Source organism: Variovorax sp. GW821-FHT09D04 (genome assembly GCF_059416405.1).
On sequence record NZ_JBWKPA010000002.1, the window covers coordinates 74779 to 95357 of the forward strand.

Genomic DNA, 20579 nt, shown 5'->3' on the forward strand with positions numbered 1-20579 from the left:
CTTTGGTGGTGGAACGGAACGAACGGAAAACTAGCGCCGGCCTCTTTGGAGGAACGCGACGACGATGATCACGAAGCCCTGCACCGCAGCGTTCAGGTACACGCTGATGATGCTGGTGAGGTTCAGGATGTTGCTGATGACCGAGAGCAGGATCGCGCCCACCACCGTGCCGGTGATGCTGCCCGCGCCACCCTTCAATGCGGTGCCGCCGACGATCACCGCGGCAATGGCTTCGAGCTCCCACAGCAGGCCCGTGGTCGGCGAGGCCGAGCCCAGGCGCGGCACATACAGCAGCGTGGCAATGCCCACGCACACGCCGAGCAGCACGTAGGTGAGGATCTTCACGCGGTCGACGTCCACGGCCGCGTAGCGCGCCACCTGTTCGTTGGAGCCGATGGCCTGCACGTAGCGCCCGTAGGCCGTGCGATTGAGGATGACGCCGCCGATGATCGCGACGATCACGAACACCCACACCGGCACCGGGATGCCCGCAAGGCTCGCGTAGTACACGGGCGCGTAGAGATCGGACAGCTCGTTGTCGAGCGTGAGCGCGCCGCCGTCGGCAAAGTACGTGAGGTACGCGCGGAAGATGCCGAGCGTGCCCAGCGTCACGATGAAGGGCTCGATGCGCCCCTTGGTGATCAGCAGGCCGTGCGCCAGGCCGAACAGCGCGCCGAGCACCACGGCGAGCACCGCGCCCATCATCACCGCCATCAGCGGCGAGCCCGAGGCGGGGCCGGCCCAGTTGATGAACATGATCACGCTGCCCGCGATGAGCGCGGCCATCGAGCCCACCGACAGGTCGATACCGCCCGAGATGATCACGAAGCACATGCCCACCGCGATGATGCCGATGAAGGCGGTGCGCGTGAGCACGTTCATCGCGTTGTCGACGGTGGCGAAGTCGCCGTTGAGCAGCGTGCCCGCGATGCACAGCAGCACGAGGCCGATGACGGGGCCGAGGCCGTGCAGGCGCTCGGTCCAGCGCGGCTTGCCTTCGCTGCGGTGTGGCTGCTGAGCGGCGTCAGGCTGCGTGGGTGTCTGCGGTTCCGGTGGCATGAGCGATGAGCTCCTCTTCAGTCAGGTGGGTCGCGTCGAGCGTGACAACGAGCCGGCCCGCGCGCATCACCGCGACGCGGTGGCACAGGCCGATCAGTTCCATCAGCTCGGACGAGACGACGATCACCGCGAGGCCTTCGCGGGCGAGTCGCTGGATCAGGAAATAGATGTCGCGCTTGGCGCCGATGTCCACGCCGCGCGTGGGCTCGTCGAGCACCACCACCTTGGGCTGTGGCTGCAGCACCTTGGCGAGCGCGAGCTTCTGCTGGTTGCCGCCCGACAGCGACGAGGCCCGCACGTCGAGCGAGCCGGTGCGGATGCCGTAGTCCTTCACCGCCTCGCCGAGCGCCGCGCGCTCCGCGTCGGGCTTCAGCCAGGGCTGCGCGTAGCGCTCGAGCGCCATCAGCGTGAGGTTCTGGCGCAGGCCGAAGTGCACGTGCAGGCCCTTGCCCTTGCGGTCTTCGCTGAGGTAGGTGAGGCCGTGTTTCGCGGCATCGCGCGGGTTGCGCCAGCCCTTGCCATGCGGCACGGGCTCGCCGCGCATCTCGACGCTGCCGCTGGCGGGGCGCAGCCCGAGCAGGCCTTCGAAGAGTTCAGTGCGGCCCGCGCCGACGAGGCCCGCGAAGCCGAGGATCTCGCCGGGGCGCACCTCGAAGCTCGCGTCCTGCGCCCAGCCGGGCACGCTGAAATTGCGCACGCGCAGGGCAGGCTTGTCGGCGGCCACGACGAGATCGCGCGGCGGGTACAGGTCGGCGAGTTCGCGGCCCACCATGAGGTTGGCCATCTGCTGGCGCGAGACCTCGGGCGTCGGTGCGCGCGCCACGAAGCGGCCGTCGCGCATCACGATCACCTCGTCGGTGACTTGCTCCACCTCGTCGAGCTTGTGCGAGATGTAGACGATGGTCACGCCGTCGGCACGCAGCTGCGCGATGAGCTTGAACAGGCGCTCGGTCTCGCCGGGCGTGAGCGTGGCGGTGGGCTCGTCCATGACGAGCAGGCGCGCGCGGCGGGCGATGGCCTTCGCGATCTCGACGAGCTGCTTCTCGGCGACGATGAGGCGACGTACCTTGGTGCGCGGGTCGATGGCCAGGCCGACGGCGGCGAGCGCGGCGGCAGCATCGCGCTCCATCGCGGCGTCGTCGAGCAGCCAGCCTTTTTTCTTCTCGTGCCCGAGGAAGATGTTCTGCGCCACGCTGAGGTCTTCGGCGAGGTTGAACTCCTGGTGGATCAGCACGATGCCCAGCGCCTCGGCATCGCGCGAGCTCGTGAAGCTTTGCGGCTGGCCGTTGATGCGCAAGGTGCCGCTGGTCAGCGACTCGTAGCCCGACAGGATCTTCATCAGCGTGGACTTGCCCGCGCCGTTCTCGCCCAGCAGCCCGTACACGCGGCCCGGCGCGAGCGCAAAGCTCACGCCGTGCAGCACCTGCACGGGGCCGAAGGCCTTCACCACGCCGTCGAACTCGACGGCCACGCTGCCCTTGGTTGCCACGGCGTTCGTCATGGCGCCACCCCGCGGGCCTTGAGCGTTTCCTGCATCGCCAGCACGCCAGCACCGACGAGGCCGCCCTGCGTGCCCAGCGGCGTGTACTGGATCTCGAGGTGCCGCGTCGACAGCGCCAGCGAGCGCTGGTAGACGCTCTGGCGCACGGCCGCGAGAAACAGCGGCCCGATGCGCGTGATGCCGCCGCCGATGAACACGTGCGACGGGTTGAAGAAGTTGACGACCGACGCGAGCATCTGCCCGATGAGGCTGCCCGCGCGCTGGATGATGGCGTTGGCCGCCGGGTCGCCGCCGCGGCTGGCCTGCCCCACGTCGAAGGCGTCGATGCGCCCGCGCGTGCGCAGGCATTCGGCGAGCGTCGCGCTTTCACCGGCTTCGGCCGCCTGCATCGCCATGCGCGTGATCGCGGGGCCCGCCGCCATCGCCTCGACACAGCCCAGGTTGCCGCAATGGCAGCGCGGGCCTTCCTGGTCGACGCAGATGTGGCCCACGTCGCCGGCCGAGCCGGCCGCGCCGCGGTACACCTCGCCGTGGCAGACGATGCCGCAGCCGATGCCGGTGCCGATCTTGATGACGAGGAAATTGGAGAGCGAGCGCCGCAGCCGCCACAGCTCGCCGAGCGCCATCAGGTTGACGTCGTTGTCGACGAACACCGGCGCCGCATAGTCCTCGCGCAGGTAGTCGCGGATCGAGAAGCTGTCCCACGCCGGCATCAGCGGCGGGTTCACGAGCTGGCCGATCTCGAAGTTGACGGGGCCTGGCACGCCGATGCCGATGCCCAGCACGTTCCGCGGGCCCTGCCCGCAGCGGGCCAGCAGTTCGCGCATGAGCACGCGCACGCGGGCCAGCACCACGGCCGGGCCTTCGCGCACGTCGGCCGCTTCCTCGTGCTGGGCGAGCACCGTGAGGTCGGGGCGCAGCACCGCGACATCGAGGCTGGTGGCGCCGATGTCGATGCCGACGAGCACGCCGAGTTCGGCATTGAGCTGGAGGTTTTCGGCGCGGCGACCGCCCGAGGAGCGCTGCAGGCCGGCCTCGGCCAGCAGGCCCTGGTCGACCAGGCCGGCGATGAGCGCGTTGGCCTTGCTCTTGGAGAAGCCCAGCTGCTCGGCCATGGCATGGCGAGAGCCGCCGGCCGACCAGAAGGTCGATTCCAGCAACCGCATTTCGTCGGTCGTGATGCCGCTCCAGGGTGCCACGCGTGTTGTCTCCGCTCTTCTTGTGGGAAAGGCGCCGGTTAAGAAAGCACCGGTCGCCGGGCGAAGGCGAATACTAGGAGGGCATCTTCAGCCGGGCAAGGCTGAACTTCGACCTATTTCAGATCGAACACATCTTCATCCCGGCTGGGACGGACGAAAAAAAGCCGCCCGGAGGCGGCTTTTTCTTTGCTTCTGCCCGAGGGCAGCGGCTTTGATTTACTTCTTTTGGCGGTACTTGCGCAGCGCAGCGATCTGCGCAGCCATCACGGCCAGTTCCGACTGCGCCATCGCGATGTCGATGTCGCTCTTCGCGTTCTTCAGCGCTTCCTCGGCGGCCGCCTTGGCCTTGTTGGCCTTCTCGTCGTCGAGGTCCTTGCCGCGGATCGCGGTGTCGGACAGCACGGTGACGGCGTCGGGCTGCACTTCGAGGATGCCACCGGCCACGAAGACGAACTCTTCGCCGCCGTCGGCCGTCTCGATGCGCACGGCGCCGGGACGGATGCGCGTGATCAGCGGCGTGTGACGCGGATAGATGCCGAGCTCACCGGCTTCACCGGGCAGCGCGACGAACTTGGCTTCGCCCGAGAAGATCGACTCTTCCGCGCTGACCACGTCGACGTGAATGGTGTTTGCCATCTGAGTTCCCATGCCGCCTTAGGCGACCTTCTTGGCTTTTTCGAACGCTTCGTCGATGGTGCCGACCATGTAGAACGCTTGTTCCGGCAGGTGGTCGGCTTCGCCGTTCACGATCATCTTGAAGCCGCGGATGGTTTCCGACAGCGGCACGTACTTGCCCGGCGAACCCGTGAACACTTCGGCCACGTGGAACGGCTGCGACAGGAAACGCTGGATCTTGCGGGCGCGGGCCACGGCGAGCTTGTCGTCGGGCGCCAGTTCGTCCATGCCCAGAATCGCGATGATGTCGCGCAGTTCCTTGTAGCGCTGCAGCGTGCCTTGCACGGCGCGGGCCACGTTGTAGTGCTCTTCGCCGACCACGTTCGGGTCGAGCTGGCGCGAGGTCGAGTCCAGCGGGTCCACGGCGGGGTAGATACCCAGCGAAGCGATGTCACGCGACAGCACCACGGTCGAGTCCAAGTGGGCGAAGGTGGTGGCGGGCGACGGGTCGGTCAAGTCGTCGGCAGGGACGTACACGGCCTGGATCGAGGTGATCGAGCCGACCTTGGTCGACGTGATCCGCTCTTGCAGACGGCCCATTTCTTCGGCCAGCGTCGGCTGGTAGCCCACGGCGGAAGGCATACGGCCCAGCAGTGCCGACACTTCGGTACCAGCCAGCGTGTAGCGGTAGATGTTGTCCACGAAGAACAGCACGTCGCGGCCTTCGTCGCGGAACGACTCGGCGATGGTCAGGCCGGTCAGGGCCACGCGCAGACGGTTGCCCGGGGGCTCGTTCATCTGGCCGTAGACCATGGCGACCTTGGAGTCTTCGAGCTTCTCGAGGTTCACGACGCCGGAGTCGGCCATCTCGTGATAGAAGTCGTTGCCTTCACGGGTACGTTCACCCACACCGGCGAACACCGACAGACCCGAGTGAGCCTTGGCGATGTTGTTGATGAGTTCCATCATGTTCACGGTCTTGCCCACGCCGGCACCACCGAACAGGCCCACCTTGCCGCCCTTGGCGAACGGGCACACCAGGTCGATCACCTTGATGCCGGTTTCCAGCAGGTCTTGCGAGGGCGACAGTTCGTCGTACGCGGGAGCCTTGCGGTGGATGGAGGCGGTCAGCGTCTGGTCGACCGGACCACGCTCGTCGATGGGCGCGCCCAGCACGTCCATGATGCGGCCCAGCGTCGCCTTGCCCACGGGCACGGTGATGGGGGCTTGCGTGTTGGTCACGATCAGGCCGCGGCGCAGGCCGTCGGAAGAACCCAGCGCAATCGTGCGGACCACGCCGTCGCCGAGCTGCTGCTGGACTTCGAGCGTCAGTGCGCTGCCTTCGAACTTGAGGGCGTCGTAGATCTTGGGCATCTTGTCGCGCGGGAATTCCACGTCGACCACAGCGCCAATACACTGAACGATCTTGCCTTGAACTGCTTCTGCTTGAGCCATGTCTGCTCCGATAAAAATTTAAATCTGTTGAGGTCCGAAGGGCTCAGACACCGGCGGCCGCCGCAGCGCCCGAAACGATTTCCGAGAGCTCCTTGGTGATGCCGGCCTGGCGGGTCTTGTTGTAGACCAGCTTCAGCTCGCTGATCACATTGCCTGCGTTGTCGGTGGCAGCCTTCATGGCCACCATCCGCGCCGAATGCTCGGACGCCATGTTTTCTGCCACGCCCTGGTAGACCAGCGACTCGACATAGCGGACCAGCAGCTCGTCGATCACGCTTTGCGCATCGGGCTCGTAGATGTAGTCCCACGAGTGCTGGCCTTCCTCGACTTGCAGCGAGTCTGCGGCCAGCGGCAGCAACTGCTCGACGAGCGGCTCCTGCTTGATCGTGTTGATGAACTTCGTGTAGCACAGGTACACGGCCGAGAGCTTGCCTTCCGCGTAAGCGTCCAGCAGCGTCTTGACCGGGCCGATGAGCTTGTCCAGATGCGGCGTGTCACCCAGGTGGGTGACGTGCGCCACCACGCGGGCACCGATGCGGTTCAGGAAGCCCAGGCCCTTGCTGCCGATGGCGACCGACTCGATCGCCACGCCGGCCGACTGCGCTTCGCGCAGCTTGGCCGTCACGGCGCGCAGCAGGTTGGTGTTCAAGCCACCGCACAGGCCCTTGTCGCTCGTCACGATGATGAAGCCGATCGCCTTGGCGTCGTTCTTCTTCATGAAGGCGTGCGTGTACTCGGGATTCGCCTTGCCAAGGTTCGCCGCGATGTTGCGGATCTTCTCGCTGTAGGGGCGTGCGGCACGCATGCGCTCTTGCGCCTTGCGCATCTTGGAAACCGAGACCATTTCCATGGCCTTGGTGATCTTCTTGGTGTTCTCCACCGATTTGATCTTGCCGCGGATTTCCTTACCAGCTGCCATATGAGCTCCTTCTTGCGTCGGTCAAAAGGTCGCTCAGGCGAACGACTTCTTGAACGAGGTGGCTGCTGCCAGCAGTTCGGCTTCGGCGTCCTGGCACACCTTCTTGAAGGCCTGCTTTTCCGCGCTGTCGTCCGGCTTGGCCGGCTTGACGTCCCACTTGGCACCATGCTTTTCCATGGTTTCGAGCAGGGCGGCGTGGCTCGTCTTCAGCAGCTGGTGGAAGCCGTGTTCGAACGGGAGCACCTTCTTGACGTCGATGTCGTCCATGAAGCCCTTGTTCACTGCGAACAGCGTGGCATTCATCAGCGAGATCGGCAGCGGGCTGTACTGGGTCTGCTTGAGCAGTTCCGTCACGCGCGCACCGCGGTCGAGTTGCTTGCGGGTCGCTTCGTCGAGGTCGGAAGCGAACTGCGCGAACGCGGCCAGTTCACGGTACTGGGCCAGATCGGTACGGATGCCGCCCGACTGGTTCTTGATCAGGTTGGTCTGCGCCGACGAACCCACGCGCGACACCGAGATACCGGCGTTGATGGCGGGACGGATGCCGGCGTTGAACAGGCTGGTTTCCAGGAAGATCTGGCCGTCGGTGATCGAGATCACGTTGGTCGGAACGAAGGCGGACACGTCGCCGGCTTGCGTTTCGATGATCGGCAGTGCCGTCAGCGAACCGGTCTTGCCCTTGACTTCACCCTTGGTGAAGGCTTCGACGTAGTCGGCATTCACGCGGGCTGCGCGCTCGAGCAGACGGCTGTGGAGATAGAACACGTCGCCGGGGTAGGCTTCGCGGCCTGGCGGGCGGCGCAGCAGCAGCGACACCTGACGGTAGGCCACGGCTTGCTTGGACAGGTCGTCATAGACGATCAGGGCGTCCTGGCCGCGGTCGCGGAAGTATTCGCCCATCGTGCAGCCCGAGTAGGCCGACACGTACTGCATGGCAGCCGATTCGGAAGCCGATGCGGCCACCACGATGGTGTAGTCCATCGCGCCGGCTTGTTCCAGCGAGCGCACCACGTTCTTGATCGACGAAGCCTTCTGGCCGATCGCAACGTAGACGCAGGTCATGTTCTGACCCTTCTGGTTGATGATCGCGTCGATCGCCACGGCCGTCTTGCCGGTCTGGCGGTCACCGATGATCAGCTCGCGCTGGCCACGGCCGACGGGCACCATCGAGTCGATCGACTTCAGGCCGGTCTGCATCGGCTGGTCGACGGACTTCCGTGCGATCACGCCGGGAGCGACCTTTTCGATCACGTCGGTCATCTTGGCGTTGATCGGACCCTTGCCGTCGATCGGCTGGCCCAGTGCGTTCACCACGCGGCCGATGAGCTCGGGGCCCACGGGCACTTCCAGGATGCGGCCCGTGCACTTGACGGTGTCGCCTTCGGAGATGTGCTCGTACTCGCCCAGAATCACGGCGCCGACCGAGTCGCGCTCGAGGTTCAGCGCCAGGCCGAACGACGGCGTGCCGTCAGCCGTGGGCGGGAATTCCAGCATTTCGCCTTGCATCGCGTCCGACAGGCCGTGCACGCGCACGATGCCGTCGGTCACCGAGACCACGGTGCCCTGGTTGCGGATGTCGGCGCTGACGCCAAGGCCTTCGATACGGCTCTTGATCAGTTCGGAAATTTCTGCGGGATTGAGTTGCATGACTCTTTCCTTCTTTCAATAAATAGGGCCAACCGCGGCTCGCCGCCTCAGGCGGTGAGCGCTGCTTTCATTTGTTCGAGACGCGCCTTGACGGAGGTGTCGAGGACTTCGTCCCCCACCACCACACGGATGCCGCCGATCAGCGAAGGATCGGATTCCACACGCGTGTTCAGCGGGCGACCGAAACGGCGCTGCAGTGCCACGGCGACCTCGGCGAGGCTCGCCGCGTCGATCGGGAAGGCGCTGTAGATCACCGCGTCGGCCGTGCCGCCCTTGGCGTTCTTGAGCTCGCGGTACTGGGCCGCGACTTCAGGCAATGCAGCAAGCCGGCCGTTGTCGATCACCGTGCGCAGGAAGTTCTTGCCGGTGTCCGGCAAGGCTTGCGGCAGCAGACCGGAGATCAGATCGAAGATCTGTTCCGGCGACACCTTCGGGTCGGCAGCGAACTGCAGGAGCTGCGGATCGGCAGTGATGGCGGCCAGCTGGCCGATCCATCCGGCCGTGCCTTCGAGGTCGCTCGAAGTAGCCCCGAAGAGCGCGTCCGCGTAGGGGCGGGCAATGGTCGCAAGTTCGGCCATATCGTCCTCAGAGCTCGGTCTTCAGGCGCTGGAGCAGGTCGGCGTGGACACCGGCGTTGACTTCCTTGCGGAGAATCTGCTCGGCACCCTTGACGGCCAGCGCAGCAACCTGCTCACGCAGGGCTTCACGGGCACGCACGGACTGCTGTTCGGCTTCGGCGTGCGCGTCGGCCACGATCTTGTTGGCCTCCACCGTTGCACGGCCCTTGGCCTCTTCGATGATCTGCTGGGCGTGGCGCTCGGCATCGGCCAGGCGGCTGGTGGTCTCGTTGCGAGACTGAACCAGTTCCTGCTCGACGCGCTGGTTGGCGGAAGCGAGTTCAGCCTTGGCCTTCTCGGCGGCCGCCAGGCCCGCAGCGATCTTTTGTGCGCGTTCATCCAAAGCCTTCGCGATGGGCGGCCACACGAATTTCATCGTGAACAGCACCAGCAGCAGGAAGACGATGGCCTGAACGAACAGGGTCGCGTTGATACTCACGGCAACACCTTTCTGGAGTGGCGTTGAACCGGCTTACTTGGGCAGGTTGGCCAGCAGGGTCGCGGCGAACGGGTTGGCGAAGGCGAACAGCAGGGCGATGGCCACGCCGATCAGGAAGGCCGCGTCGATCAGACCAGCCAAGATGAACATCTTGGTCTGCAGGTCGTTCATGAGCTCAGGTTGACGGGCCGACGATTCCAGGAACTTGCCACCCATCAGCGCGATGCCGATGGAAGCACCGATGGCGCCGAGACCGACGATCAGACCACAAGCGAGAGCGACGAGACCGAGAATGTTTTCCATGATGACTCCTTAGAACAGATTTAAAGCAAACGAAAAGAAAAAGGGAAACTCAATGCGCCTCATGCGCCTGGCCCAGATAGATCAGGGTCAGCATCATGAAGATGAAAGCCTGCAGCGTGATCACCAGGATGTGGAAGATCGCCCAGACAGTGCCGGCAATGATGTGCCCGATGGGCAGCAACACACCGGAGAACGAGGCCGCCATGGCACCGCCCATGAGGGCGATGAGCATGAAGACGAGCTCGCCCGCATACATGTTGCCGAACAACCGCATGCCGTGCGAGACCGTCTTGGCCAGGTACTCGATGACCTGCATCAGCAGGTTGACGGGCCACAGCAGAGGGTGGGCACCGAAGGGCGCGGTGATCAGCTCATGGCCCCAGCCGCCCAGGCCCTTGACCTTGACGCTGTAGAAGAGGCACAGGAGCAGCACGGAAGTGGAAAGACCGAGCGTGGTCGAGAGGTCGGCGGTCGGCACGGCGCGCATGTAGGCGTGGTGCGGATCGTGGCCCAGGGCCGAGTAGACCTGGGTCCAGATGGCCGGCAGCAGGTCGACCGGCAGCATGTCCATCGCGTTCAGCAGGAAGATCCAGACGAACACGGTGAGCGCCAGCGGGGCGATGAACTTGCGGCTGGCGGCGTTGTGCACGTTGGCCTTGGCCTGGTTGTCGACCATCTCGACCAGGATCTCGACCGCCGCCTGGAAACGGCCGGGCACGCCGGGCGTTGCCTTGCGGGCAGCCAGCCACAGCACGAAGCAGCCCAATGCGCCGATGATCAGCGCGTAGAGCACCGAGTCGAGGTTGATGACGTTGAAGTCAACAATGGCGGATTGAACGACGGGCTTGAGGCTCCAGTCGACTTGCCAGTGCTGGAGGTGGTGAACGATGTATTCACTCGCGGTCGGGGCGTGTCCTTCGGCGGCCATCTTTCAGCGTCTCTCTTCCAAAACAGTCAAATCCGGTTCAAAAATTTGGGCCGCACCAGCAGTGCCACCCAGTACATCTTCATGGCGACCACCACGCCAGCCACCATGGCCAGCCAGACGAGCCCCCCGATCAGCCACGGCGCCGCGGCCAGCAAGGCAACGGTCAGCGCGATCTTGATCATCTCCCACACAAAAAACCTCAACATGACAGCCTGCGACGGCATGCCCGGTTTGCGCCGGACACCGCGGACAAACAAGGCCGCGGGGATCGCTACTGTCATGGCTCCGTAAAACGCCGAGATTGCAGCCTCGGATCGCGCCGTCCAGATCCACGCCAGGCAAGCTACCACCACGCCTGCAGCCACTTGGGCTGCGATCACCCACCAGGGTGACAGCTCGGGGTTTTGCTCGCGCAACTTCTGGGCCTCTTCGGCCGTGAGTGGCTTGAAATCGGATTCTTCGGCGTCAACCTCAGGGACAGGGGCGTTGGTTGTCATTCGAATGCACCCCGTGTTTGTCCCCGGAGAATTTTACAAAGCCATTGATTATAAGTAAAACCTAGCGGGGTCCCGCCATAACGTGACACTTCGTCGACAGTTCTGCACCGAGTGTGGCGTCCGCCCATAATTTGCGGATGCAAGACATCACCTCGGCACTGCCCGACACGCCGTGCTTTCTCAACGGCGAATTCACCCCTCTGCGCGACGCGAAGATCAGCGTTCTCGACCGCGGCTTCATCTTCGGCGACGGCATCTACGAAGTGATCCCCGTCTACTTCGGGGTGCCCTTCTGCTTCGATGAACACATCGCGCGCCTCGAGCGTTCGCTGGCCGAGTTGCAGATCGACAACCCCTACTCGCGCGACGAATGGCGCGCCATCGCCACGCGGCTTGCCGCGCCGCAGGGCAAGGCACCGCAGGCGATCTACTTCCAGGTCTCGCGCGGCGTGGCACCACGCGACCACGTCATGGTGCGCGGCCTGCGCCCCACGGTGTTCGCGATGGTGAACCCTCTGCCCCCCGTGGCCGATGCGGTGCGCGCCAAGGGCGTGACCTGCGTCACCGCCGACGACTTCCGCTGGCAGAAGGCCCACATCAAGAGCACCAGCCTGCTGGGCGCGGTGCTCGCGCGGCAGATCAGCGTCGAGGCCGGCGCCACCGAGACCGTGATGTTCCGCGGCGAGTGGCTCAGCGAGGCCTCGTCGAGCAACGTGTGGATCGTGAAGGACGGCACGCTCATCGGTCCACCGAAAGACAATCTCGTGCTGACCGGCATCCGCTACGGCCTGCTCGAGCGCCTGTGCCAGGACAGCGGCATTCCCTTCGCGCTGCGGCGCGTGTCGCGCGACGAGGTGTTCGGCGCCGACGAGCTGCTGCTGTCCTCGGCCACCAAGGAAGTGTTGCCCGTTGTCACACTCGATGGCCGGGCCATTGGCAATGGCCATCCCGGCCCCATCTACCAGAGCTTGTATGCCGCCTACCAACAGGCCAAGCAACGCAACGCCGACGCGCCAGGAGCCACCGCATGACCGACACAACGCCCCCTACCGACACCGCATCGATCCCCGATCCGCGCAAGGAATCGCTGATCGAGTACCCCTCGCAGTTCCCCATCAAGGTGATGGGTGCGAAGGTCGACGGCTTCGTGCATGCCATCACGCAGATCGCCGAGCGCTTCGACCCGGCCTTCGACGCCACCACGGTCGAGCTGCGCGACAGCAAGGCCGGCAACTACCTGGGCGTGACCATCACCGTCACCGCCACCAGCCGCGAGCAGCTCGACGACCTCTACCGCGCCCTGTCCGCGCACCCGATGGTGAAAGTCGTTCTTTGACGCCCCTCGAAGCGCAGTGGCTCGGCCGGGCCGACTACCTCGCCACCTATGCGGCGATGCAGCGCTTCACGCAGGAGCGCACGCCCGAGACGCCCGACGCGCTATGGATCTGCGAGCACGACCCCGTGTTCACGCAGGGGCTGGCGGGCAAGACCGACCACATCCTGGCCCCCGGCCCGATCCCGGTCGTGCAGACCGACCGGGGCGGGCAGGTCACCTTCCACGGCCCGGGCCAGGTGGTGGCCTACCCGCTCATCGACCTGCGGCGCGCGGGCTACTACGTCAAGGAATACGTCTACCGCATCGAGGAATCGGTGCTGCGCACGCTCGCCCACTTCGGCGTGACGGGCCACCGCGTGGCGGGCGCGCCGGGCATCTACGTGCGCCTGGACGACCCGTTCTCGCACGCCGCCCTCACCGGCCCGATGCCCGGCGCCGACCCGTTCCGGGGCCTGGGCAAGATCGCCGCGCTGGGCATCAAGGTGAGCCGCCACGCCACTTACCACGGTGTGTCGCTCAATGTCGCGATGGACCTCGAACCCTTCTCGCGCATCAACCCTTGCGGCTACGCGGGGCTGCAAACGGTCGACCTTTCTACAATCGGCGTCCAAACCACATGGGAAGAAGCCGCCAAAGTGCTGAGCCAAAAGCTCGGCGCTTTCCTGGCTCCTTGACACACCAATGAGCACCACCGAAGTCGTCCGCGACGCCCAGAGCGCCGAAACCTACAACCCGCTGGCCAAGCAGAAGGCCGCGGCCAAGCTCTCGCGCATCCCCGTCAAGGTGGTGCAGACCGGCGAAGTGCTCAAGAAACCCGAGTGGATCCGGGTCAAGGCCGGCAGCCCCACCACGCGCTTCTACGAGATCAAGCAGATCCTGCGCGAGAGCAACCTGCACACCGTCTGCGAAGAGGCCTCGTGCCCGAACATCGGCGAATGCTTCGGCAACGGCACGGCCACCTTCATGATCATGGGCGACAAGTGCACGCGCCGCTGCCCGTTCTGCGACGTGGGCCACGGCCGCCCCGATCCGCTGGACAAGGACGAGCCGCTCAACCTGGCCAAGACCATCGCCAAGCTGCGCCTGAAGTACGTGGTGATCACCAGCGTCGACCGCGACGACCTGCGCGACGGCGGCAGCCAGCACTTCGTCGACTGCATCAGCAACATCCGCGAGCTCTCGCCGATGACGCAGATCGAAATCCTGGTGCCCGACTTCCGCGGGCGCGACGACCGCGCGCTGGAAATCCTCAAGGCCGCGCCGCCCGACGTGATGAACCACAACCTGGAAACCGCGCCGCGCCTGTACAAGGAAGCGCGCCCGGGCAGCGACTACCAGTTCAGCCTGAACCTGCTGAAGAAGTTCAAGGCGCTGCACCCCAACGTGCCGACCAAGAGCGGCATCATGGTGGGCCTGGGCGAAACCGACGAAGAGATCCTGCAGGTGATGCGCGACATGCGCGCCCACGACATCGACATGCTGACCATCGGCCAGTACCTGTCGCCGTCGGGCTCGCACCTGCCGGTGCGCCGCTACGTGCACCCCGACACCTTCAAGATGTTCGAGGAAGAGGCCTACAAGATGGGCTTCAGCCACGCCGCCGTGGGCGCGATGGTGCGCTCCAGCTACCACGCCGACCAGCAGGCGCACGCCGCCGGCGTCTGACGGCACCGCCCGATCGCCCGCCATGCGCGGGCGTCGGCGCCCCCTCCCTCCTCTCCCCCCTGACCTCGCACCACGGCCGTTTTCGAACGGCCGCGGCGGTCGTGCGCGCGCGCCGCGCCATCCAAAAAACTGATTAAAACCTCGGGGGTAAATAACCCGGGGTATCAAAAAATTTGCAACCGCATTCGCTTGCGTGCGTCAAATCCATCCCCTACGCTGACCTCCTGATTTCGCCCGACCCGGAATTAAAAACCCGGAGCCGACGCGCTTTCAGGCTCCCTCGGAGGCTTTGACAAGGAAATTGAACCGTCAATTTCCAAGGCATTGTTTCGTCCGAAATTAGCCAGTACCGCATCGCATAAAGAATTCAGTCGCCACGGCCCGCGCGTTTCCATCTCACGGAGAAACCGGAATGCATGCCCTGCTCGAAGCCATCGATTCGCCCCATTCGCTGCGCCAGCTCGGCATTGCGCAATTGCCGGGCCTTGCGGATGAATTGCGATCCTTCATCGTCGACAGCGTGTCCCGCACGGGCGGCCACTTCGCCTCCAACCTGGGCACGGTCGAGCTGACGGTCGCCCTGCACTATGTGTTCGACACCCCGCGCGACCGCATCGTCTGGGATGTCGGCCACCAGAGCTATGCCCACAAGATCCTGACCGGCCGGCGCCAGGCCATGCCCACCTTGCGCCAATTCGGTGGTATTTCCGGATTTCCGAGGCGCGCCGAATCCGAGCACGATCATTTCGGCACCGCGCATTCCAGCACCTCCATTTCCGCCGCCCTGGGATTTGCACAGGCCGCCCGCATTTCCAATTCGACCGACCACGCCATTGCGGTGATCGGCGACGGGGCCTTGAGCGCCGGCATGGCTTTCGAGGCCATGAACAATACGCAGGCCTGCGGCCGCTTATTGGTGATATTGAACGACAACGACATGTCGATTTCACCACCCGTCGGCATGCTACGCCTTTATCTGGGCGGATTGATTTCAGAACGCGCCTATGCCAGCGCCAATGAAGCCAGCCGGCAAAGATTGCGCGCCATGCGCCCGGCGCTGGCCCCCTGCGAGCCCTCGGAGCTCGGCCTGTCGCCCGCCACCCTGTTCGAGCAGTTCGGCTTCCACTACACCGGCCCCATCGACGGCCACGACCTGGGCGCGCTGATCCCGGCCCTGCAGAAGTTGCAGGCGCAGCCGGGTCCGCAGCTGCTGCACATCGTCACGCAGAAGGGCCACGGCTACCGCCCGGCCGAGCAGGACCCGGTCCTGTACCACGGCCCCGGCAAGTTCGACCCCGCCGCCGGCATCAAGACCGCCCCGGCAGCCGCCCCCGCCAAGCCGACCTACGCCCAGGTCTTCAGCGACTGGCTCTGCGACGAGGCCGAGGCCGATGCGCGCGTGGTCGCCATCACGCCGGCCATGCGCGAGGGCTCGGCGCTGATGGACTTCGAGCGGCGCTTTCCCGAGCGCTACTTCGACGTCGGCATCGCCGAGCAGCACGCCGTGACCTTCGCCGCGGGCCTCGCGGCGGCGGGGATGCGGCCGGTGGTCGCCATCTACTCGACCTTCCTGCAGCGCGCCTACGACCAGCTGATCCACGATGTGGCCTTGCAGAATCTGCCGGTCGTGTTCGCGGTCGACCGCGCCGGCATCGTCGGCGCCGACGGCGCGACGCACATGGGCGCCTTCGACGTCGCCTACCTGCGCTGCATTCCGAACATGGTCGTGATGGCCGCGTCCGACGAGGACGAGTGCCGCCAGATGCTGCACACCGCCCTGCGCCACGACGGCCCGGCCGCCGTGCGCTACCCGCGCGGCGGCGGGCCCGGCACGCTGCCCGTGCGTGCGCTGCAACCGCTGCGCATCGGCCGCGGCCAGGTGCGGCGCGAATCGACGCAGCCGATGGGCGCGCGCATCGCCATCCTGGCCTTCGGCACCATGGTCGCGCCCAGCCTGGCCGCCGCCGAACGGCTCGACGCCACGGTCGCCAACATGCGCTTCGTCAAGCCGCTCGACGCCGACCTGGTGCTCTCGCTCGCCGAGACGCACGACGTGCTCGTGACCGTCGAAGAAGGCTGCGTGATGGGCGGCGCCGGCGCGGCCTGCCTCGAATCGCTGGCCGCGCAAGGCGTGCTGATTCCGTCGCTGCAACTCGGCCTGCCCGACCAGTTCGTCGAACACGGCGACTGCGCCCGATTGCTTGCGGCCCATGGCCTGGATGCCGACGGGCTGGTGCAGTCAATCCAGGCGTTCTTCGATGCCAACGCCCCCGCGTTCCGCACGGCTCGCATGAGCCTCGTTTCCTGAAACCCACCGTGACCGCCAGCCACAGGAGAACCCGATGAGCACAGCCACCGCACGCCGCATCGACGCGCCCGCCCCGCCCTCGCTTCAAGTGATCCGGGGTGCCGAGGCCAACCCGTACCACGCCAAGGTCGAGTACACCTACCAGGACGACCCCGAGGACTGGCGCAAGGCCATCGGCGAGGACCTGATGTTCCAGTTCGGCGTCTACGACGACCCACGCTCGGTGCCGCCGATCTCGCTCAACGAATCGGGCCTGCGCTACTTCGACCAGCAGATGGAGATCGCGGGCCTGGACCAGCCTCCGCCCTTCCCCATCCGGCGCATCCTCGACGTGGGCTGCGGCTGGGGCTTCGGCCTGCGCTACCTCGCGGAGCACTTTCCGCAATGCCGCCAGCTCGACGGCATCAACATCAGCGAGACGCAGCTCGCGCACTGCGCCCGGTACCACGCCCAGCAGCACCTGAGCGACCGCGTGAACCTGTACCTGTGCGACGCGCAGGACGTCGCCCTGCTGCCCAACCCCGACACGCCCTACGACCTGGTGACGATCCGCGGCGTCATCTCGCACTTTCCGAACGACCTGTACGAACGCTCGATGAAGCAGGTGGCCGCACGCATGCGCCCGGGCGCCAAGGTCGTCATCTCCGACAACCTCTACAACATCCCGCTGGACAACTACCGCTCGGACATCGAGGACGAGGTCGACCGCCTCGCCTGCAAGCACCGCAAGACGCCGGCCTACTTCCGCCGCGTGCTCGAAGAGAGCGGCTTCGTGGTCGAAGACATGCGCGTGCTCCCGCGCAACATCGACGTGGCGCGCTGGTTCACCGACGTGAAGGAAAACATCGAGAAGAACTTCACGCCGGACACCATCCCGCCGCCGCTGGAAGAGCTGCGCGTGATGGCGGTCAGCCTCTCGGTCGCGCTGATCAAGGACAAGTTCTCGACCTACAGCGTCATCGCGCGACGCCTCTGAATTTCCCCCACCAGGAGCGCCCACACCATGCAAGCATCCGCGCAAGCCGTCGGCATCGACGTCATCCACAGCCGCAGCCTCGACCACTACCAGGACAAGATCGAGCAGGTCTATGCCGACACGCCCGACCAGTGGCGCAAGGCGATCGGCAACGAGCTCTGGTACCAGTACGGCGTGTTCGACGACAAGATGGACCCGCACGACCTCCCGCTCGACGCCTCCGGCCGGCGCCACATGGAGCACCAGTTCGAGCTCGCCGAGCAGGCCGGCGCCGACCTGTCTCCAGCCACCGTGCGCCGCGCGATCGACATCGGCTGCGGCTGGGGCCCGGTGCTGAAGTTCATCGCGCAGCGCTACCCGCAGTGCGCGCGCATCGACGGCGTGAACGTGAGCCGCCCGCAGCTGGAATGCGCGCGCGAACTCATCGCGCACGAGGGCCTGGCCGACCGCGTGCGGCTGTACCAGTGCAACGCCAAGGACATCGGCGAGCTGCCCGATTCGCAGGTGCCCTACGACCTGGCCATCCTGCGCGGCAGCCTGATCCACTTCACGCCCGAGGTGCTGGAGCAGGCCATGGCCTCGCTGTCGGCACGCATGCGCACGGGCGGCACGGTCATCATTTCGGAAAGCCTCTACAAGGTGGACCTGGCGACCTACAAGTCGCACATCCCCGACAAGGTCGACCGCGCCGCGTCGGGCTACCGCAAGACACCCGACGGCGTGAAGCAGGTGCTCGAGCGCCACGGCTTCGCGGTGCTCGACCAGCGCGTGCTGCCGTCGAACGCGGAGGTGATCCGCTGGTACGGGCTGGTCAAGGACAACCTGGACGCGCACCACCCGACCAGCAAGACCGCCACGTTCACCGAGCTGCGCGACATCGCCGTGAGCTTCTCGGACGCGCTGCTCAAGGACAAAGCCTCGTCGTTCAGCTTCATTGCGCGGCGGACCTGAGTCCCGCGCACCGACCCGACCCCACCCCGGGAAGACCTGAGTGAACCAAGAAGCTCCGTGGCAGGACGAGGCACGCGCGGTCCCGCGCACCGGCATCGAACCCGCCGGTGCCTTCGACGCGTGGATGCAGGGCACCACCCGCCGCATCGAAACGGCCCTCGGCCTGCACCTGCCGCCGCCCGACACCCGGCCCACGCGCCTGCACGAGGCATTGCGCTATGCCGCGCTCGGCGGCGGCAAGCGCATCCGCCCCTTGTTGTGCCAGGCGGCGGGCGCCCTCGCCGAAGCGCCGCCCGATGCGCTCGACGCCACGGGCGCCGCCATCGAGATGGTCCACGTCTACTCGCTCGTGCACGACGACCTGCCCGCGATGGACGACGACGACCTGCGCCGCGGCAAGCCCACCGTGCATGTGGCCTACGACGAAGCCACCGCGATCCTCGTGGGCGACGCGCTGCAGGCGCAGGCCTTCTTCACGCTGAGCGAACTGCCGCTGCCGGCCGAGCGTCGCATCGCGCTGATGCGCGAGCTGGCGCAGGCCGCCGGCTCTCGCCACCTTGTGGGCGGCCAGGCCATCGACCTGCAAAGCGCGGGCCGGTCGCTGAGCCAGCCGGCGCTCGAACAGATGCACCGCATGAAGACCGGCGCGCTGATCCGTGCGGCCGTGCGCATGGGCGCGCTGTGCGGCCTGGCCGACACGCCGGTCAACGCCGCGCTGTACCGCGCGCTCGACGACTACAGCAACGCCATCGGCCTGGCCTTTCAGGTGGTCGACGACATCCTCGACGCGACCGCCGACACGGCCACGCTGGGCAAGACCGCCGGCAAGGACGCCGACGACGACAAGCCGACCTGCGTGTCGATGCTCGGCCTGGCGGCCTCGCGCGCGCTGGCCGGCGAACTGCGCGAACGCGCCCACGCCGCGCTTGCACCGCTCGGGCCCGGGGCCCGGCGTCTCGGCCAGCTGGCCGACCTGGTCATCCAGCGCGCGCACTGAGCCGCCCGCGCACAGGTGCGTCCCCCCGCCTTCGAACAAGGAGCCTCGGCCATGACTGAACCCTCGACCCGCCTCATGACCGGCCCCCACGCCGGCGAGCACGCCCCGCGCCTCGTGAGTGCCCGCAAGCCGCTGCTGCACACGCGCAGCGCCTCGGGCGACACGCGCATGCCGCTGCCCTACACCAACGGATGGTTCGCCGTGTGCTTCAGCCACGAAGTCAGGCCGGGCGCATTGATCACCGTCCCGTTCATGGGACAGGACCTGGTCGTCTACCGCACGGCGTCGGGCCTGCTTCGCGTCATCGAGCCGTACTGCCCGCACCTGGGCGCCCACCTCGGGCACGGCGGCACGATCGACGGCGAGCACCTGACCTGCGCGTTCCACGGCCTGGTGTTCGGTCCCGATGGCGCGTGCGTGCGCGCCTGCCCGGGCCAGACCCCGCCGCGCACAGCGCTGACGAGCCGCTACGCCAAGGAAGCGAACGGCGTGGTCATGGTGTGGCGCCACAGCGAGGACATCCCGCCCGAATGGGACTTTCCGAGCCTCGACCTCGACGATCGCATCTACCCGCAGTACGGACAGCGGGAACTCGACGGCTACGGCGACGCCGTGGGAGAGAACAGCGTGGACATGATCCATTTCGGATCGCTTCACGGCCTCACCGAGGCCGCGATGACGCACGAGATGGAGCAGCACACGCTCACCGTCTCGATCAGCGCGCGCTGGAAGGGCAAGCGGCTGAACATGCGCCTGACCAACTTCGGCCTCGGGCACACCCGGGCGGAAAACGAGATGCCGGAGTTCGGCCTGCGGGTCACGACGCTGGTCTATGCCACGCCCATCGCACCGCTGCGCTGGACCTTCCGCTGGATCGACATCCCCAGCGTCGCGCGGTTCGACGGTTGGCCCTCGCCCGCCAGAAAGCTCGCCTACCGCGTGCTCAACCCCATGGCGCATCGCTGGCTGATCTCGTTCTCCAGCGAGGACATGCCGTTCTGGCGCACCCGCGCCTTCCTCAAGCGCCCCGCCCTCATGGCGGGCGACCGCTCCATCGCCGCCTTCCGCCGCTGGTCCGCGCAGTTCTATCCCGCCACCCCGCCCGGCGACGCGGACACCGAGCCGGTCCTGAGAGCGTCGGCGGAACGATGAACCACCCCCACCAGG

General features: G+C 66.3%; 21 protein-coding genes. 9 read left to right on the top strand and 12 right to left on the bottom strand.

Features of this window, described 5'->3' with window-relative positions; all coding sequences use genetic code 11:
- Positions 1-30 precede the first annotated feature (30 nt).
- From AC07O4_RS06520 to AC07O4_RS06575, 12 genes are all read right to left on the bottom strand, one after another.
- Positions 31-1059 (bottom strand): ABC transporter permease, encoded by a 1029-nt coding sequence (locus tag AC07O4_RS06520; RefSeq protein ID WP_492745682.1) that lies wholly within the window; start codon positions 1057-1059, stop codon positions 31-33.
- Positions 1025-2560, bottom strand: coding sequence for a sugar ABC transporter ATP-binding protein (locus AC07O4_RS06525; RefSeq protein WP_492745678.1), 1536 nt, complete (start codon positions 2558-2560; stop codon positions 1025-1027). The genes AC07O4_RS06520 and AC07O4_RS06525 overlap by 35 nt, the downstream gene beginning before the upstream one ends.
- The gene (locus AC07O4_RS06530; protein ID WP_139705568.1) at positions 2557-3726 is read right to left on the bottom strand and encodes an ROK family protein; all 1170 of its coding nucleotides are present in this window, start codon (positions 3724-3726) and stop codon (positions 2557-2559) included. Before AC07O4_RS06530 ends, AC07O4_RS06525 begins: the two co-directional genes overlap by 4 nt.
- A gap of 249 nt (positions 3727-3975) precedes the next feature.
- Positions 3976-4395 carry a F0F1 ATP synthase subunit epsilon gene (locus tag AC07O4_RS06535; protein ID WP_062480186.1) on the bottom strand — a complete coding sequence of 140 codons (420 nt, stop codon included), beginning with the start codon at positions 4393-4395 and terminating at the stop codon, positions 3976-3978.
- A gap of 18 nt (positions 4396-4413) precedes the next feature.
- Entirely contained in the window at positions 4414-5829 is a 1416-nt protein-coding gene (gene atpD / locus AC07O4_RS06540; protein WP_062480184.1) for a F0F1 ATP synthase subunit beta, read from the bottom strand.
- 43 nt (positions 5830-5872) lie between these two features.
- Positions 5873-6748 carry a F0F1 ATP synthase subunit gamma gene (gene atpG / locus AC07O4_RS06545; RefSeq protein WP_062480182.1) on the bottom strand — a complete coding sequence of 292 codons (876 nt, stop codon included), beginning with the start codon at positions 6746-6748 and terminating at the stop codon, positions 5873-5875.
- A gap of 33 nt (positions 6749-6781) precedes the next feature.
- Complete coding sequence (atpA, locus tag AC07O4_RS06550) at positions 6782-8395, bottom strand: F0F1 ATP synthase subunit alpha (RefSeq protein WP_062480180.1); 1614 nt, start codon at positions 8393-8395, stop codon at positions 6782-6784.
- 47 nt (positions 8396-8442) lie between these two features.
- A complete protein-coding gene (locus AC07O4_RS06555) occupies positions 8443-8973 on the bottom strand; it encodes a F0F1 ATP synthase subunit delta (RefSeq protein ID WP_062480178.1) in 531 nt (176 codons plus the stop codon).
- A 7-nt stretch (positions 8974-8980) separates the two neighbouring features.
- Positions 8981-9451, bottom strand: coding sequence for a F0F1 ATP synthase subunit B (locus tag AC07O4_RS06560; protein ID WP_495304059.1), 471 nt, complete (start codon positions 9449-9451; stop codon positions 8981-8983).
- 33 nt (positions 9452-9484) lie between these two features.
- On the bottom strand, positions 9485-9754 hold the full coding sequence (gene atpE / locus AC07O4_RS06565) for a F0F1 ATP synthase subunit C (protein ID WP_056576471.1): 270 nt from the start codon (positions 9752-9754) through the stop codon (positions 9485-9487).
- 49 nt (positions 9755-9803) lie between these two features.
- Positions 9804-10682, bottom strand: coding sequence for a F0F1 ATP synthase subunit A (atpB, locus tag AC07O4_RS06570; protein ID WP_095747009.1), 879 nt, complete (start codon positions 10680-10682; stop codon positions 9804-9806).
- Positions 10683-10708: 26 nt separating this feature from the next.
- Positions 10709-11179: an ATP synthase subunit I gene (locus tag AC07O4_RS06575; RefSeq protein ID WP_056576477.1), complete on the bottom strand. Its 471-nt coding sequence runs from the start codon at positions 11177-11179 to the stop codon at positions 10709-10711.
- 137 nt (positions 11180-11316) lie between these two features.
- Between AC07O4_RS06575 and AC07O4_RS06580 the strand changes: the two genes are divergently transcribed.
- From AC07O4_RS06580 to AC07O4_RS06620, 9 genes are all read left to right on the top strand, one after another.
- Positions 11317-12210, top strand: coding sequence for a D-amino acid aminotransferase (locus AC07O4_RS06580; protein ID WP_495304061.1), 894 nt, complete (start codon positions 11317-11319; stop codon positions 12208-12210).
- Entirely contained in the window at positions 12207-12515 is a 309-nt protein-coding gene (locus AC07O4_RS06585; protein ID WP_095747011.1) for a YbeD family protein, read from the top strand. The genes AC07O4_RS06580 and AC07O4_RS06585 overlap by 4 nt, the downstream gene beginning before the upstream one ends.
- Entirely contained in the window at positions 12512-13189 is a 678-nt protein-coding gene (lipB, locus tag AC07O4_RS06590) for a lipoyl(octanoyl) transferase LipB (RefSeq protein WP_062480168.1), read from the top strand. Before AC07O4_RS06585 ends, lipB begins: the two co-directional genes overlap by 4 nt.
- Before the next feature lie 7 nt (positions 13190-13196).
- Positions 13197-14180 (top strand): lipoyl synthase, encoded by a 984-nt coding sequence (gene lipA / locus AC07O4_RS06595; RefSeq protein ID WP_062480166.1) that lies wholly within the window; start codon positions 13197-13199, stop codon positions 14178-14180.
- 412 nt (positions 14181-14592) lie between these two features.
- Positions 14593-16488 carry a 1-deoxy-D-xylulose-5-phosphate synthase gene (gene dxs, locus AC07O4_RS06600; protein ID WP_495304063.1) on the top strand — a complete coding sequence of 632 codons (1896 nt, stop codon included), beginning with the start codon at positions 14593-14595 and terminating at the stop codon, positions 16486-16488.
- A 34-nt stretch (positions 16489-16522) separates the two neighbouring features.
- Positions 16523-17464 (top strand): SAM-dependent methyltransferase, encoded by a 942-nt coding sequence (locus tag AC07O4_RS06605; protein WP_062480112.1) that lies wholly within the window; start codon positions 16523-16525, stop codon positions 17462-17464.
- A gap of 27 nt (positions 17465-17491) precedes the next feature.
- Entirely contained in the window at positions 17492-18415 is a 924-nt protein-coding gene (locus AC07O4_RS06610) for an SAM-dependent methyltransferase (protein WP_495304065.1), read from the top strand.
- Positions 18416-18539: 124 nt separating this feature from the next.
- Entirely contained in the window at positions 18540-19412 is an 873-nt protein-coding gene (locus AC07O4_RS06615) for a polyprenyl synthetase family protein (RefSeq protein WP_495304461.1), read from the top strand.
- Between the two features lie 51 nt (positions 19413-19463).
- On the top strand, positions 19464-20564 hold the full coding sequence (locus tag AC07O4_RS06620; RefSeq protein ID WP_083259397.1) for a Rieske 2Fe-2S domain-containing protein: 1101 nt from the start codon (positions 19464-19466) through the stop codon (positions 20562-20564).
- Positions 20565-20579: the final 15 nt, after the last annotated feature.